The 14,388-nt window shown below is 58.4% G+C and carries 10 protein-coding genes, 2 tRNA genes and 1 other RNA gene; 7 read left to right on the forward strand and 6 right to left on the reverse strand.

Annotated elements, in window-relative coordinates; genetic code table 11:
* Positions 1 to 6 precede the first annotated feature (6 nt).
* From lepB to HMPREF2927_RS07865, 3 genes are all read right to left on the reverse strand, one after another.
* Positions 7 to 1,164: a signal peptidase I gene (lepB, locus tag HMPREF2927_RS07855; RefSeq protein ID WP_141754892.1), complete on the reverse strand. Its 1,158-nt coding sequence runs from the start codon at positions 1,162 to 1,164 to the stop codon at positions 7 to 9.
* Positions 1,165 to 1,373: 209 nt separating this feature from the next.
* A complete protein-coding gene (gene rplS / locus HMPREF2927_RS07860; protein ID WP_012903660.1) occupies positions 1,374 to 1,721 on the reverse strand; it encodes a 50S ribosomal protein L19 in 348 nt (115 codons plus the stop codon).
* Positions 1,722 to 1,938: 217 nt separating this feature from the next.
* On the reverse strand, positions 1,939 to 2,526 hold the full coding sequence (locus HMPREF2927_RS07865) for a single-stranded DNA-binding protein (protein ID WP_070686968.1): 588 nt from the start codon (positions 2,524 to 2,526) through the stop codon (positions 1,939 to 1,941).
* 346 nt (positions 2,527 to 2,872) lie between these two features.
* On the opposite strand from HMPREF2927_RS07865, the gene HMPREF2927_RS07870 reads away from it, so the two are divergent.
* Entirely contained in the window at positions 2,873 to 3,775 is a 903-nt protein-coding gene (locus tag HMPREF2927_RS07870) for an HNH endonuclease family protein (protein ID WP_070686970.1), read from the forward strand.
* A gap of 96 nt (positions 3,776 to 3,871) precedes the next feature.
* On the opposite strand, the gene HMPREF2927_RS07875 is transcribed toward HMPREF2927_RS07870, so the two are convergent.
* Both HMPREF2927_RS07875 and mptB read right to left on the reverse strand, forming a co-directional pair.
* A tRNA-Arg gene (locus tag HMPREF2927_RS07875) sits at positions 3,872 to 3,947 on the reverse strand.
* A gap of 103 nt (positions 3,948 to 4,050) precedes the next feature.
* Positions 4,051 to 5,724, reverse strand: coding sequence for a polyprenol phosphomannose-dependent alpha 1,6 mannosyltransferase MptB (gene mptB, locus HMPREF2927_RS07880; protein WP_070686972.1), 1,674 nt, complete (start codon positions 5,722 to 5,724; stop codon positions 4,051 to 4,053).
* Positions 5,725 to 5,965: 241 nt separating this feature from the next.
* Between mptB and orn the strand changes: the two genes are divergently transcribed.
* The 3 genes from orn (at position 5,966) to def (ending at position 7,634) form a co-directional block, all read left to right on the forward strand.
* A complete protein-coding gene (gene orn, locus HMPREF2927_RS07885) occupies positions 5,966 to 6,652 on the forward strand; it encodes an oligoribonuclease (protein WP_070686974.1) in 687 nt (228 codons plus the stop codon).
* A 106-nt stretch (positions 6,653 to 6,758) separates the two neighbouring features.
* Positions 6,759 to 6,831 (forward strand) — tRNA-His (locus HMPREF2927_RS07890).
* Positions 6,832 to 7,061: 230 nt separating this feature from the next.
* Positions 7,062 to 7,634 carry a peptide deformylase gene (gene def, locus HMPREF2927_RS07895; protein WP_049362109.1) on the forward strand — a complete coding sequence of 191 codons (573 nt, stop codon included), beginning with the start codon at positions 7,062 to 7,064 and terminating at the stop codon, positions 7,632 to 7,634.
* Between the two features lie 131 nt (positions 7,635 to 7,765).
* Here the strand turns inward: def and rnpB are convergent.
* An RNA gene (gene rnpB, locus HMPREF2927_RS07900) (RNase P RNA component class A) lies at positions 7,766 to 8,171 on the reverse strand.
* A 114-nt stretch (positions 8,172 to 8,285) separates the two neighbouring features.
* On the opposite strand from rnpB, the gene HMPREF2927_RS07905 reads away from it, so the two are divergent.
* The 3 genes from HMPREF2927_RS07905 to HMPREF2927_RS07915 all read left to right on the forward strand — a co-directional run bounded on the left by HMPREF2927_RS07905 (position 8,286) and on the right by HMPREF2927_RS07915 (position 14,267).
* The gene (locus HMPREF2927_RS07905; protein WP_070686976.1) at positions 8,286 to 9,077 is read left to right on the forward strand and encodes a YaaA family protein; all 792 of its coding nucleotides are present in this window, start codon (positions 8,286 to 8,288) and stop codon (positions 9,075 to 9,077) included.
* Positions 9,078 to 9,452: 375 nt separating this feature from the next.
* Positions 9,453 to 10,523, forward strand: coding sequence for an S-layer homology domain-containing protein (locus HMPREF2927_RS07910; protein ID WP_070686978.1), 1,071 nt, complete (start codon positions 9,453 to 9,455; stop codon positions 10,521 to 10,523).
* A 507-nt stretch (positions 10,524 to 11,030) separates the two neighbouring features.
* The gene (locus HMPREF2927_RS07915; protein WP_246827391.1) at positions 11,031 to 14,267 is read left to right on the forward strand and encodes an S-layer homology domain-containing protein; all 3,237 of its coding nucleotides are present in this window, start codon (positions 11,031 to 11,033) and stop codon (positions 14,265 to 14,267) included.
* Positions 14,268 to 14,388: the final 121 nt, after the last annotated feature.

The raw sequence follows: 14,388 nt of genomic DNA on the forward strand, positions 1-14,388 counted from the left end.
GCTCGCTTACTCGCTCGGGGTGGAGGACGGTGCGGGAATCGAGGAGAACACCGAGCTCTGATCCTGCAGCAGACCGAAGTGGTTCAGCGGCCATGCCACCACGAACACGTTACCCTGCACGTCGTCCTTGGAGATGAACGCGGTGCCGTCGCTAATGTGGTAGCGGGAGTCGGCGGAGTTGCTGCGGTGGTCGCCCATCACGAAGTACTTGCCGGCGGGCACGGTCACCTTGAAGGGGACCTCCGAGGGCGGGTTGCCCGGGTACAGGTACGGTTCGGTAATTTCTACGCCGTTGACCTTGATTTTGCCGGTGCCGTCGCTTTCGACCACGTCACCGGGGGTGCCAATAACGCGCTTGACCAGGAAGTTCGAGGAAGTATCCGGCAGAATACCCGCGAAGGACAGGGCGTCCTTGAGCGGGCTGCTGGTCTTCTGGGTGGAGGGAATCCAGCCCTGAGAGTCCTTGAAGACGATGACGTCGCCGCGCTTAGGCTCGCTAAAGTAGGAGCCCGCCACGTTAATGAACACGCGGTCGTTAACCTGCAGGGTCTGCTCCATGGAGCCGGAGGGAATATAGAAACCGCGCAGCAGGAAGGTCTTGACCAGGAATGCGATGACCAGCGCGTACAGGATGACGGTGCCACCCTCGCGTGCCTGCACCCAGAGCCATTCGCCGAGGCGGCCTTCTTCCTGCGCCTGGGAGTAGGTCAGCTCTGCCTGTTCGGCGCGCTTTGCCTTGCGGCGTTCCTTGGGGGTCATTTCAGAGAAGTCCTTGGTGGTTTCCATGTCTACGGCACTCTCCTCATCGGCGGATTCTTCACGCTCAGTATTCTTCGCTGGAGCGCTCTTCTTCGCATCCTTTGCGGAAGAAGTCGCGGCGGTGCTGCTTGCGGTTGCATCTGCGGAGGCGGCGCTCGCCTCGGCGCTAGCTACCACCTCGTGATCGCGCTCAGATGCACCCTTGGTGTCGCTTTCGGTCGCCTCAGTAGCGCCCGCGGATGCCGCCCAGGGGGTGGTCTTCTCGGTCGAGGCCTTCTCAGCTGCAGCCTTTTCGGCGGCGAGGCGCGCGAAGTATTCTTCCATTTCGCGGCGCTCGCGGCGGCTTTGAGGCTGGTATCCCTCAGGGAAGGGGCTGGTGTTCGCAGTGTTCTTGTCGTCTGCCATGCTGGAGTGAGCCTTTCGTTTGAGAGATACCTAGCTCGAGTGAAACGGTACCTAGCTATTGTATCGAGAGTGTTTACGCTCTTGGGCTTTTATTTTCTGAGAGCGGCAAGGTTCTCAGAAAGCGGGGTCTCAGAATATGCAAAAACCGCTCCTTGCCCGCGGAATGCGGTTGGGGAGCGGTTTGCAACAGAATTCTGTATCTATAAAGATTAGAACTCGCGCTTCTCGCGGATACGAGCAGCCTTACCGTGGCGGTCGCGCATGTAGTACAGCTTTGCACGACGGACGTCACCGCGGGTCACCAGCTCGATCTTCTCGATGGAGGGAGAGTGAACCGGGAAGGTACGCTCAACACCAACGCCGAAGGAAACCTTGCGGACGGTGAAGGTCTCGCGAACGCCTGCACCCTGGCGGCCAACGACGAAGCCCTTGAAGACCTGGATACGGTGGTTCTTACCTTCAACGATCTTAACGTGAACGTTCAGGGTGTCACCGGGGCCGAATGCGGGGATGTCGTCACGGAGGGACTTCTTGTCGAGAAAGTCAAGAGTCTGCATAGTTGTAGATCTCCAGAGTCATCTGCCGCAGGTCAAATAGACTCAGATTGCTCTGCCCCACTGCGGGACAGAAAACTTCATGCTTCGGACAGGATTGGTGCCCGAAGGTTGACATCGTTGGTCGCTCTTCCCCCTGCGGCAGGGGCGTGCCCGATGTCAACACAATGCTCCATTATCCCAATGCACCCGCGTTTATGCAAGCATCCGGGGAGCACTTTTAGAAGGGGGGTTCGTCACTCTGCGCTCCCCCGCCCTGGGATGCGCCGTTCTGTGCCGGAGTACCCGGAGCGGTCATACCCGGCGCCTCCGTGTTCTGCTGGGGTGCATGCGCAGGAGCATACTGCTGCGTGTACTGAGACATGCCCGGCTGAGGCGCCTCCTGCAACGGCGCACCCGGCATACCCTGCTGAGGCGTACCCTGCATGGAGCCCTCATTGACCGTGCGCTTCTCCACAGTGCGGGCGAAGGTGCTCGTACCGTAGTTCAGGTCGTGACCGATGCCGAGGGCATCCACCTCTACGGTAGTGCCCTGCGTGCCGTCTTCGCGGTTCCAGCGGCTAATGCGCTGGCGGCCACTCACGACCAGCGGCTGCCCCTTCTCAATGGAGGTGGCAATGTTCTGCGCGAGGCGGCGGTAGGCTTTCACGGTGTACCAGTTGGTGGTGCCTTCTTTCCAGGTGCCGGTGGCGTCCTGCCAGCGCGGGGTGCTGGCGAGGCGAAAGTTCACGACGGGCACCCCGTTGGGCAGGGTGCTCAGTGCCGGGTCGGAGGCGGTGAATCCGCGGATCAGGATGGTGTCGCTCATGGTTTCTCCTTAGAAACTAGTGGGTGGGTTCCTTCACCTTGCCAGGGCTGAGCCGACCCTGCACCCGGCGGTTACCGGTTCTGTGGATAACCGCGCGTTTTGCGGTTTTGAGCACCGCCTGTGGATAGAGTTTTTGAACTTTTCACCCCGTTTTTTCAAAAATCGCCCACGGGCAACGCACTCCCTGCAGAAATATGACGACCACTCCCCATCCGGCATCGTGATAGGTATCTCAGCGTCGGGGCGGCTATTTTTGCCCTCAAGTTCACTATTTCAGCTCCGCGCGCTCTATCCTTGATGATGCGGTGCACTCAGCCGCATCCCGTCTACCCGCCTTGGAGAACCCGTGAGCAAAAAGCCCATCAACAGCAACGACCTGCCCACGCTGCAGGATCTTCAGCGGATTCAACGCAACCTGCCCAAGCTGCCCGATTCTATGGACCCGCAGAAGAAGCGCCTCATTTACGGTCTGCTCGCTGTGTTTGCCGTAATCGTGCTAATTATTGGTCTGGTCTACGTGAGTAAGAACGGCGTGGACGGGCTGCTCGGCACCGATAAGAGCACCTCTTCTACCACCGATGATGAAGAGACCACCGTTGCCACCGAAACCCTCGCCGAGGTCAAGAACCCGTACAAGGCGGTTGATCCCGCGACTGCGCTCGCACCGGATCTGGCGACCGCGAAGAGCGAGCTGGCGTCCCTGCAGGTGAAGGAACGCGCGTCGAAGGCTGGCTACTCTCGTGATCAGTTCGGTCCCGCCTGGGATGACGTTGACGGCAACAAGTGCAATACCCGCGACGACATTCTGCGCCGCGACCTGACCAATGTTCGTTTCAAGGTCAGGACCCACGCATGCACCGTGATTAGTGGCACTCTGAACGACCCGTACACCGGCAAAACCATCGAGTTCAAGCGCGGCAAGAAGACCTCCTCGGCTGTGCAGATTGACCACGTGGTGGCCCTTTCGAACGCATGGCAGACCGGCGCGCAGGATTTGACCGCAGAGCAGCGCCGCCAGCTGGCGAACGACCCGGAGAACCTGCTCGCTGCAGACGGCCCGGCAAACCAGCAGAAGTCCGACGCGGACGCCGCCGACTGGTTGCCGAGCAACACCGCCTACCGCTGCACCTACGTGGCACGCCAGGTGCACGTAAAGGCGAAGTACAAGCTGTGGGTGACCGCGGACGAGAAGAAGGTTATGGAGCGCGTCCTCAACTCTTGCAAGGACACGAACCCCACTAAGAAGTAGCCCCGACCAAGAAGTAGCTTCCCGGCACGCACGCAAAAAGCATAAAGAAAAACCGCCCCGCACCCTGAGTTTAGGGTGCGAGGCGGTTTTTACATGTGGCGCCCCAGGAGGGAATCGAACCCCCGACCAAGAGATTAGAAGGCTCCTGCTCTATCCTCTGAGCTACTGAGGCCTTCCTCTAGGGTACATGAGAATTTATGCTTCTCATGCACTGCGCATCTCACGCGGGGGCTGTTCCACTGAGCTAAGCCAGGCTGGCGAACTAAGAGTTCGCGCTAGGAGCCTACCTTGGCGGCTTCCCGCTCCGCCTTCTTCACCTCGCGGCGGCGTGCACGGCGGCTTGATGCGCCGGGGAACAGCTGCCACCACAGGCGGATGGTGGTGCGGCGAATCTGCGTGGGGTGCAGGCTCACGTACACCAGACGGCAGGTTGCCGGGTCGAGGGCGACCAGGTAGATGATGTACCCCAGGCAGATGACCGTCGCGATGAGTCGACCCATGTCCTGGTTGAAATCGCGCAGGTAGGGCGAGACGTTCAGCTGGTCGCTCACACCGTACGCCATGAAGAACAGCGTGGTGATGAAGTACCACATGAGCTGGAAGTGCGAGCGCAGGCCGGTTGCGGCGAGCATCGGGATTGCCCAGAGCAGGTACCAGGGCTGAATCATGGGGCTGCACAGGAGCATGAACAGGATCGCGAGGCCGGCGTGGCGCACGATGTTGCGGTCGCGTCCAACGAATGCCATTGCCATGGCGCCGAGCATGCCGATGCCCTTGCCGACGGTTTCGATGAGCTTGCGGATGACCTCGAAGGCGTCCCCCTGAACGAACAGGGAGGCGGCACCGATGACCAGGCCGAAGGGGGTGTACCAGATGTACTGGCCGCCGGTGGTGGACAGTGCCTTGATCCAGCCGAATTCCAGTCCGGTCACCCAGCCCATGAGCGCCATTTCGGCGAGCAGTAGCACGCCGGAGAGCGCCCAGAAGATGAACTTGCGCGGCCATGAGGCGTTCTTACCCGCCCAGAGCAGACCCACGAAGGGCAGCACCACGAGGGCGAGCGGCTTGACTGCAACACCGAGGGCTACGAAGGTCACGCCGAGCGGGCCGCCCCACCAGGTGTCGCGGTAGCGCTTGGCGTAGTAAAGACCGCCGAGCATGAACATAGTCATGAGCGAGTCGTTGTGGCCGCTGGCGATGAACGATGCGATGAACAGCGGGTTCGGGCCAATCTGCCAGAGGGCACGGACCTGGTTGAAGCCGTGCGCCTGGGCGAGTTTTGCCACGTAGAAGAGAATGCCGATGACCGCGAGCACGGAGAGCAGGCGGAAGTAGAAGAGGGAGAGGTCGATGTTCTCCCCCGCCAGGCGCACAATCCACTCTTCGAGCTTGAGGGAGACCGGTCCGTACGGGGGCGGAGATTCCGCCCACATGGGGTCCGCACCGTTCTGCATGAAGTTCGAGATTTCGGAGACACCGTGCTTGTACGGGTTGAGGCCGTGCGCCATGACCATACCCTGACCGTAGTAGGAGAACATGTCGCGGCTGTAGATGGTGAAGGCGAAGACCTGCGGCAGGGACCAGCTGGTGATGACGGCAATCATCCAACGCATGGTGTTGGGTTCGTTCCAGTCGCCCATTTTCTGGTAGATGCGCAGCCATTCGCGGCACATGATCATGGCGCCGAGGGCGAGCATGATGATGCCGGTGATGACCCATGCGGCTTCGAATCGGATGGCGCGGACAATGTCGTAGCGCCAGAAGCTGGAGCTGTCGGCGAGCCAGCCGACGGCGTAGGAGCCGAGGGTGACCATGATGGAGCCGATGGTGCCGATAATCAGCGTGCGCAGACGGTGATTATTGACGTAGTCCAAGAGTTTGGGTGAGAGAGGTGCGTCGTGTGCGCCGGGGGTGGTGAGCCGGTGTGCGAGCTCCTTTGGTGCGCGCATAACTCCCTTTCTGTCTGCATCGTCGTTCTGGTTTTTATCATACCGGAGCCCTTGGATGCACTTGCGAGAATCACTGCGGCGAAGGCGGTCGTGGACGTTCCTCACGGGCACGCAGAGTGGCGCTATTCTCCCCCGCTGCCACCGTTTGCGCATCCGCTCGTACCTTTCTTGCGCCCTCTTGTACCCCTTTTTGTGACGTGCTGCCCGCCGGGCCAGCGGCGTTTGGGGGTAGAGTGGGAGGGTGAGTATTTCTAGTGAACGTATTGTATGGATTGACTGCGAGATGACCGGCCTGGACGTGGAGAACGACGCTCTCGTCGAGGTGGGCGTTCTGGTCACGGATGCCGATTTGAACATTCTGGGTTCTGGCGTTGAGTTCGTCATCAAGCCCGGTGATGAGTCTCCTGCCGGTGCGCTGGAGAACATGAATGACTTTGTGCGTTCGATGCATGAGGCGTCGGGTCTACTACCCGATATTGAGCACGGTGTGTCGATGGATTACGCGCAGGAGCAGGTGCTTCGATACATCAAGAAGTATGTTCCGGTGGCGGGCAAGGCTCAGCTGGGCGGCAACTCGGTGGGTATGGATAAGCGTTTCTTGGAGCGTTACATGCCAGAGGTCATGGCGCACCTTCACTACCGCGTGATTGACGTGTCCACCATTAAGGAGCTGGCGTCGCGCTGGTACCCGGCGGCTCGTCATAGTGCCCCGGCGAAGACCGGTAACCACCGCGCGCTGGGCGATATCAAGGACTCTATTGATGAGTTGAAGTATTACCGTCGCGCTATTTTTGTGCCGCAGGGCCCGGATGCGATTGCTTCGGCGCAGATTGCGCGTGAGGTGGAGGCTGAGCGTGCCGCACGCAAGGCTGCTGAACGCGAGGCTGAGGCTTCCGTTTCTGAGGCGGCTAAGGCATCCGAGGCGTAAGCACAACATGTAACGAGCATCACGGCTTTTCAACTTGGCAGGTTTCTGAATCTCCTGTACAGTAGTATCCGTTGCATATCGCAAGGGAAACCAAGCGAAGCACATGGTGGTCGTAGCTCAGTTGGCAGAGCGCCTGGTTGTGGTCCAGGAGGTCGCGGGTTCAACCCCCGTCGATCACCCCGATGGAAAGGGTCGTTATGGTTATCCGTAACGGCCCTTTCGCTTTACCCTCTGTTCGCGTTATCCCCTGTTCGGTTGCCCCGCACACGGTTTACCGGAACAGAGCTTTTACACCCGCACTTTAAACCAGCGAGCGGAAACAGGGCATGCCCCGCATCCTCATGCGACAGGGGCACCCGGCAAGTTCCCGTTCAACAGTTCCCATTCAACACAAGCAAAGGATAATTCCGTGGCTATTCGCCCCATCGTTATTCACGGCAACCCCGTTCTGCACCGCCCCGCGGCACCCGTCACCGAGTTTAATGATGAGCTCAAGGAGCTCGTGGCTGACATGTACGAGACCATGGACGCATCCAACGGTGTGGGCCTGGCGGCACCGCAGATTGGTGTGGGCCTGCGCATCTTCACCTACAAGATGGAGAATGAGGACGGCGTTCCCCCGCGCGGCTGCATCATCAACCCGGTACTGACCCTGGGCAAGATTTCTACCGCTGACCCGGACCCCTACGAGGAGGAAGAGGGCTGCCTGTCCTTCCCCGGTTACGGCTTCCCCCTCAAGCGCGCCGAGTGGGTGACCGTGAACGGTCTTGACGAGCACGGCAACCCCGTCCAGTTTGAGGCGACCGGCTGGTTTGCACGCTGTATGCAGCACGAAACCGACCACCTGGACGGCAAGCTGTACGTGAACCGTCTGAACAAGAAGTGGACCAGCAAGATGAAGAAGGTCGTGAAGAAGGAAGGCTGGACCGTCGACGGTAACTCGTGGATGCCCGGCGTGGATCCGGATCCGTTCGGTCACTAATCACGAGCACTTCTGAAGGTCAGAGACCTTTCGAGAAGTTTAAAACGAAGACCGCGAATGCACTCTCAAGCGCATTCGCGGTCTTCGTTTTCCATCAGCCGATGATGTTTTTCATCAGTCAACGGTAGCGTGAAACGGGTCATCCTATGAGCCGGGTTCTGTCTAAAACGCCGCCCGAAGGGGCGTTTCGAGGCAATCATCTATCTAGAACGTACGTTGCCGCACGTCTCAAGCAGCCTACCCGAATACGCACCCCACCTCCGTGAAGGAAGCTGACGGGGATCGGGCGCACTACCCTACCATGGCGTATTCTGTTTGACCTTGCTCCGAATGGGGTTTACCTAGCCGAGCGCGTCACCGCGCCCGCTGGTGGTCTCTTACACCACCCTTTCACCCTTACCGCGGCGAACCGCGGCGGTTTACTTTCTGTGGCACTGGCCTGCGGGTTACCCCGAGTGGATGTTATCCACCATCCTGTGCTGTGGAGCCCGGACTTTCCTCGAAGCACGTATGCCTCGCGATTGCCCAGACGGCCCGTTTCACCCAACCCATTATACGCACACCCTTGGAGGTGGCTATTTTCCGGGTTCGTCTCGCGGGTACGCTGGAATCTCGCGGATGCGCTGGTAGCCTGCCAGGTACACTGGAGAGATGCTGATTCTTCTTCCCCCTTCTGAAGGTAAGACCCCCGCCCCCGCAGGCAACGCGCCCGTATGCTTTGCTGACCTCTCGTTCCCCGAACTGACCGCTGAGCGTGAGAGCGTCCTGGAGGAGCTGGCGACTGTCAGCTCGGGTCCCGACGCCCTTGCAGAGCTCAAGGTGGGCACGTCCCTCGAAGCAGAAGTGGATCGCAATACGCGCCTGCTGACCGAACCGGCGCAGCCCGCGATCCGCACCTACACTGGCGTGCTGTTCGAGGCACTGGATTATGCGAGCTTCTCCCCCGCCGAACGCGATGCCGCGCACTGGTCGCTGCTGATTTCTTCGGCGCTGTGGGGTATTCTGCGCCCCGAGGACGCGATTCCCGCCTACCGCCTGTCCATGGGCGTGAAGCTGGGTTCAATTGGTGCGCTCGCCTCCTTCTGGAAGGGCGCGCTGGGTACCGCACTGGAGGCAACCGCGAAGGACCAGCTGATTCTGGATTGCCGTTCTGCAGCCTACGCGAAGTCGTGGGTGACTCCCCCGTCGCAGACTCTGGCAGTTCGTGTGGAGCGTGTGGCGGCTGATGGTTCGCGTAAGGTCGTCTCGCACATGGCGAAGCATTACCGTGGCTTGTTTGCGCGTTACCTGATTCAGTCGGGTTTGGCGGCTCGTCCTATTGATGGCTCCACGGCTGGTATTGCCGAATTTTTGGAGGCGGTCAGCGAGGACTGGTCGGTGGAGTGCACCCTGCCGACGGCGCGTAAGGCGGGCGTTTTGACCCTGCTGGTGCATGAGCAGTAACGGCTGTTTGCTGTTATTTCTAACTATTTTCATGTGTCAGCACGAAGATTTTTTAACTATTTTTCGGGGATTTTTAATGTATTTCCCCCTGTAAAACCACTTTTTCCCACATTTTTTGGACTGGTTTTAACACTCACAGAAGGCGGATAGTGTCTATCTATCCGCCTTCTTTTTATGCACAAAAGTGCTTATAGTATTTAATGACTCGCCACTGGTGGCGGGCACTTCACTCACAAACATTCACATTTTCAACTCAACGCACATGGAATACGAAACACCACATACGTAAAGCACATAGTCAGCGGATCACTCCCCTGGCTATATGTTTGCTAGCGTAAAAATAACCACTCAGAAACACATCGATGGGACAACGTTATGTCTACTTTTTCCTCTCGTCGCGCCCTCATTAAGGGTGCGGCAGCACTAACAGTCGCCGGCGCGTTGGGCGCGCACCATGCCGGTGAGCAGGGCGCTCAGGCTGCCACCTTGGACGTTAAGACTACTCCGCTGACGTTCAAGATTACCGAGGCGTCGTTTGATATTAGCGGCTTCAACCTCAGCTACGAGATTACCGGCTTGCAGGCTGTGCTTGATACCGGTCTGTACACCCCGTACATTGAGGTCGGCTACTACACCAAGAAGAAGGGCTTCACCCAGTTCTATTTCTTCTCTCTTGAGCCGAAGAAGCGCATCGAGAATGATGTCTACATTAGGCATCACGTCATTGATCCTGAGATCACCGGCGGCCCGAATGCAGACTATGGTGTTCGCCTGTCTCTTCGTCCGCGCCGTGAGCAGTACACCATTCTGCGCACTCTTGAAGTTCGCCCCAAGATTGACACGGAGTTCGCGTGGGCACCTTTCATTGTGGACATTGATTTGGATGGCGAGTACGCCCCCGATATCTACAGGTCATGTAAGGCAAAGGTTCTGCTGCTCGATAAGGAACGTTGCTTCTACCCTAAGCGTGCGGTGACCCGCGGCGACCTGATGGATGCAATCTACCGAGGCGCCTGCTCGCCGAAGGTGAAGCTTCCTGCGCGTTCTCCTTTCCCGGATTTGTCCCCGAAGGATGAGCGTTACCCGGCGTATATTTGGGCGTATCAGAACGGTCTGACTTCCGGCTGGTCTGACGGTAAGATGCACCCGGAGGCGGTGGCTAGCCGCGCTACGATGGCTGCGTTCTTCTACCGTTACTTTATGCTTACCCCCGGTCGTCGTTCTTATTGGTTCCGTCCCACTACCCCGCAGGATATGAAGCCGGGTGCCCCGTTCTACACCGAGTCGGTGTGGCTGCACTCGTCGGTGAATATCGATACGAGATATCACTATAAGAGCAAGGATTTCCGTCCGACCAAGACTGCTACCCGCGAGGAGCTGGCTCGTGTCCTGTCAATGCTCGACATGCTTGACACCATCCCCAGTAGCCCCTATATCGATGATTAGGATTCGGCAGGTGCCGTGAACCAGGCGGTTGACCCTACACGTTTTAGCTTGGGTTAGTCTCTGAGAACAGTAGCTGAAGATAGTGGCTGTAGCCTATATAAGGGGCGGTGAGAGTTTTTCTTTCACCGCCCCTTCTATGTGCCCGTTTTCTGGTGCTGGCGTTGCTGTTGCAGGCGCTGCTGGGTGCCGTTTTTGGCGCTGGTGATATGTCCAGTTTTTGTTTCTCTGTTGTGTGGTCTTTTTGGGGTTTGGGCTTTGTGTAAAACATGGGCGTAATTTTTGAATTTTTTGTCTTATAACTCTCATCGGCATGTTTTTCTCGTGTTTTCATTGAATGTTTAAGACGCGGGTTGGTAGGCTGAGATTGCACTTCAGCATGCCGCCGCTACGGCTCCTCTACGATGTGGATTCGGTGCGGGCTCAGCGCGGTGGACTGTCACTCATTTATCCTCTCAACTTCTTTTCTCATTCGCCCTCTTTCATGCAGAAAATTCAGATTGGATAATGATGTCCTCCTTCTTTAAGCCTGCTCGTGGCACGCGCCGAAAAGTTGCGGGTGCTTCCCTGGTTTTGGGTTTGTCTCCGCTACTGGCTTTGACGCCGGTGGCGGCCCAGCCGGCGCCCGCTTCCCCCGCCCAGCAGGCAGATACGCAGCAGGCAGCACTTCAAGCAGCGCCCGTGCAGAACGAACCTGCCCAGAACGAACCTGCGCGGGGTGATAAGCAGGATGCTTCCCTGCCGACCCTGCGCATATCCAGCGGTTCCCTCGACATTCTTCGCGGCGGTACCGTGCACGTGGAAGGTACCGGGCTGAGCCCCGAGTTCTTGGCGCATCATGAGCTACGTAGCCTCACGATTGCCCCGAAGGGCTCTTCGACCTACACTAACCCCTACCAGAAGGTCGATCACCGCGGCCTTGTCTTTGACGCCCCGAAACCGGCTGCTGACGGCAGTTTCAGCGCTGACCTGACGGTTCCGGCGAATAGCCTGCCGGCAAACCTGGAGTACGAGGTCATTCTGACCTACCGCCCCGTGGATGAGGCGCACCCCTATGCGTGGAACACTGAGGATCGCGTCCGTACGGCGCTACCGGTGGAGCATAACCTCCCGGAGGCGGTGCTCCCCTCCATCACCTACGATGTTTCGGCTATTTCTGAGGAGCAGATTGCTTCGGGTCGGCCGGTTGAGGTGACGCTGACGGGTACCGGTTTTCAGGATGTCAGCTCCGTGAGTTTCACCCTATCCGAGCATGATGAGCAGGGAAAGGTTACGAACGATAACGTGGCTTCGCTGGGCAAGTTCCAGGCACCGGATACGGAAGAGAATCAGCGCATTTTCAAGGGCCTGATTCCTAACGGCTATTTCCAGAAGAAGATCACGATCCCTGCCGGAGTCCTGAAGTCTGGCAAGGGTTACTCCCTGGGCGTTTACGGTGTGGAAACCCACAGGTGGGGCAAGGTATCGCGTAAGTTCCCCTTTGTCCCTGTGGGCAATAACCCTGCACGCATGGCGTACCAGGATAATGCGTTCAGGAACACCCTGCCGAAGGTATCTGTTGCTGCGCAGGATTTTGATCCCGGTCAGGACCGCGTCTATAAGGTGACTATTTCTAATATTTCACCCGAGTTGGATCTGGGGTACTACATTCAGTCCGTCAAGATTTACAATGCGACTTCTAAGGAAGTCGAGCCCTTTGCGGTCAACGATATTGCGGGCAAGTACTACAAGCGCGACGAGATCATAACCCGTAACCCCGACGGCACCCGTACGGTGGAAATCGAATACAAGGCGCAGGCTGATGACGGGTATTATTCTCCCTCTCACGTGGGCTCTACGGCAGAGGTTCAGGTGACGTTCTCGGATTCTAAGTACTCAGGTGGTGCCCACACGTTCACGGTGAGCGCGGAGCTTCCGATGGTGCCGCCTCCTGCTGATGTTGTTCGCCCGGCAAACCCCGAAAACGTTCAGTTGAAGGTCGATTCGGGAACCCTCAATATTTCTCAGGGCGGCACGGTGTCGGTGACGACTTCCCCGTTGAGCGCTGAGTTCCGTCAGAAGTACACTTTCTACGAGCTGGCTCTGGTGGAGCGCGGGTCGGCGTACGTGCACGGCGGGGGACACTATCGTTCTGGGCCTCTTGACGAATACGGCGGGGAACTCAGGTATTTTCCGCATCAGGTGCGTGAGAATCCGGACGGTAGCCTCACCTACACGTTCGACGTTCCGCCGCAGTACGTTGAGCCTGCCGACGGTGAGCTCTTTGACGTGGTGATGACGTACTACCCGTCGAACGAAGATACGCCGGATCCGTTGATTCGATCGAACCGTCTTTACCTCCGCGCCCATATTGATGTGGTTCAGGATGCGCAGCCTACCCGCGCGACCTACCGTTTCAGCCGGTCTGCGATTGATAACCCGTGGAAGGATACGACGCTGAGGGTTGAGGGTTGGCATGTCCTCTCGCAGGCTAAGAACTTCGCGGGGGATGGTGAACAGCCGGTTCTCGCCCTGTATGAGGTTGACCCGGCAACAGGCAAGATGGTGGGTCAGCCCGTGTTCACGCACACGCTGGAGTTCACTAACCAGCAGGATTACTACAGCACATTCCGTAACAACTACCTCAACACGGAGATGACGATTCCGGCGGGTACGTTGAAGCCGGGCAAGCTGTACTTCATGGGCGTGTACGGTGGCGGGTTGCCTTACCCCGGCTTGGAAGATTCTCCGGGTTCTATGCTGAATGATGTTGTGGAATTCCTTCCGGTGCGTTCCCCCGAGCAGGAGTCTGCACGGCCTACGTTGCACCTTGGCTCAGTGAGTTTGAACCCCTACGTGAAGACGAACTTGTTTACGGCACGCGCTACAGGGCTCTCTGCGCAGGGTGAAGGATCGTATCGCCTCTCAGTGCAACATGTTGATGAGCAGGGGCGTTTGACCGGTCAGACGGTGTTCCAGCAGGCGATCCCAGCTGACCTCATCAAGGACGGCAGGGCGGAGCTGAATCTGACGATTGCTCAGCAGTTGAGCTATTCGGGTGCTTATCGTCTGGTTTTGGAGAAGGTCACCCCCGGTAAGGATGGTGCCGGTGAGTCGGTAGAGCAGCTTGCTGTCGAGGATATTCCTCTGAAGCTGACGCGTGAGGATGAGTTGCAGGCGGCTGAGCAGTGGTTTGCTGATCGTCAGATTCTGCCTAATCCTTCGCCGATGTCCTGGCATAGCGGTATGACGCGCCACGATGTGACGGTGTCGCTGTACCGCCTGGCGGGTTCCCCGAAGGTTGAGTTGCCTGCTTTTAGCCCGTACGCGGATGTGGCGACGAGCGACCCGGACTACGCCGCGTACATTTGGGCTCGTCAGAGGGGCATTACGTTCGGTTGGGCGGATGGCAAGTTCCACCCGGAGGCGAAGCTTTCGACCCCGTCGACGGTGGCGTTCCTGTACAGGTACCAGAAGGCGATGGGTCAGATCACGCCGAAGGCACCGACCTCTTCTTCGTTGCCCGATAACTCGTCGCTGCCGGGTAGCCAGGATTCGCCCCAGAGTTCCTCCGGCGGCTGGCAGCATAAGGTTCGTCAGGGTAGCGCTTTCTGGCGTGAGGCTCAGTGGGCTGTTAATCACCGCGTGTGGGGTTACCGTGTTGATGGGGAATACACCTATGAGGACTTTGATAGGTCTTTCGTTTCCTCTGGTGATTTGAAGTTGATGCTGTACCGTATGGAGCACGGCGGCAGCCACCTCAAGTAGCGTCCGGTCGTGGTGAGGGGTAACCGGTGGGCTGGGATGCTTGACGTAGTTCGACTTTTCAGCCCGCCGGTGCCGCCCGCGGTTTTTCTTCCTTGCCTCTGCGACTTCTTGTGCCCGGCAC

This window comes from Rothia sp. HMSC061E04 (assembly GCF_001813685.1).
Classification (GTDB): domain Bacteria; phylum Actinomycetota; class Actinomycetes; order Actinomycetales; family Micrococcaceae; genus Rothia; species Rothia mucilaginosa.

Excerpts from the sequence above, each read along its gene's own strand:
- lepB (WP_141754892.1), bottom strand. The coding sequence starts at position 1,164 with ATGGCAGACGACAAGAACACTGCGAACACCAGCCCCTTCCCTGAGGGA.
- rplS (WP_012903660.1), bottom strand. The coding sequence starts at position 1,721 with ATGCAGACTCTTGACTTTCTCGACAAGAAGTCCCTCCGTGACGACATC.
- HMPREF2927_RS07865 (WP_070686968.1), bottom strand. The coding sequence starts at position 2,526 with ATGAGCGACACCATCCTGATCCGCGGATTCACCGCCTCCGACCCGGCA.
- mptB (WP_070686972.1), bottom strand. The coding sequence starts at position 5,724 with ATGCGCGCACCAAAGGAGCTCGCACACCGGCTCACCACCCCCGGCGCA.
- HMPREF2927_RS07905 (WP_070686976.1), top strand. The coding sequence starts at position 8,286 with ATGCTGATTCTTCTTCCCCCTTCTGAAGGTAAGACCCCCGCCCCCGCA.
- HMPREF2927_RS07910 (WP_070686978.1), top strand. The coding sequence starts at position 9,453 with ATGTCTACTTTTTCCTCTCGTCGCGCCCTCATTAAGGGTGCGGCAGCA.
- HMPREF2927_RS07915 (WP_246827391.1), top strand. The coding sequence starts at position 11,031 with ATGTCCTCCTTCTTTAAGCCTGCTCGTGGCACGCGCCGAAAAGTTGCG.